This window comes from Bowmanella yangjiangensis (genome assembly GCF_017255015.1).
Taxonomy (GTDB): domain Bacteria; phylum Pseudomonadota; class Gammaproteobacteria; order Enterobacterales; family Alteromonadaceae; genus Bowmanella; species Bowmanella yangjiangensis.
This window is the reverse complement of sequence record NZ_JAFKCS010000532.1, coordinates 1-522: the sequence shown is the minus strand read 5'-3', so window position 1 is coordinate 522 and position 522 is coordinate 1. Positions and strand designations below refer to the sequence as shown.

Below are 522 nucleotides of genomic sequence, written 5' to 3'. Positions count from 1 at the left end.
GTCGCCGGGGCCGGCCCCGATGAAATAGACGGTCATGCGGACTCTCTCGTGAATGCTGCCAGGGCGCAGGTTGCCCTGGCGGTTTTGCGTTTTTCGCCAAGCAGGTGCGCCGTGCTCTTGCCCATGCGCCTGGCCAGCGCGAGCGCACAGGGCTCGGCCACGGCAGCAGCGCCAGTGGCTGCTTGGACACAGGGGTTGCCGGGTGCTGGTGGCTGGTAGGGCGAGAGCTCTGCGGCCGTGAACAGGTGCAGCTCCAGCTGCAGATGCTTGGCCAGTTGCTGCAGGCCCGCCTCGTTGCGCTTGTGGGCACTGCTGGCCAGCCCTGCCAGGTTGCCCAGCGTCAGCTCATGCTGCGCCAGGCTGTCGACGAGCAGGTCGAACAGTTCCTGCATAGCGCAGCCGCTTCTGCAGCCCAGCCCGGCAACGACCTGCATCGGCGAGGCTGGGTGGCGTGCGGAGGGGGGCGGCAGCATGAGCGGCATTCGGCTTGGACGGGGGCGTAGCTCATCATGGCACCTGCCG

1 protein-coding gene is annotated in these 522 nt (G+C 68.2%); it reads right to left on the bottom strand.

Translation table 11 applies throughout. From position 1 onward, the window contains the following. Positions 1–32: 32 nt before the first annotated feature. Positions 33–434, bottom strand: coding sequence for a cobalamin biosynthesis protein (locus tag J0A65_RS25505; RefSeq protein ID WP_269814713.1), 402 nt, complete (start codon positions 432–434; stop codon positions 33–35). Between the last annotated feature and the right edge of the window lie 88 nt (positions 435–522).

Excerpts from the sequence above, each read along its gene's own strand:
- J0A65_RS25505 (WP_269814713.1), bottom strand. The coding sequence starts at position 434 with ATGCAGGTCGTTGCCGGGCTGGGCTGCAGAAGCGGCTGCGCTATGCAG.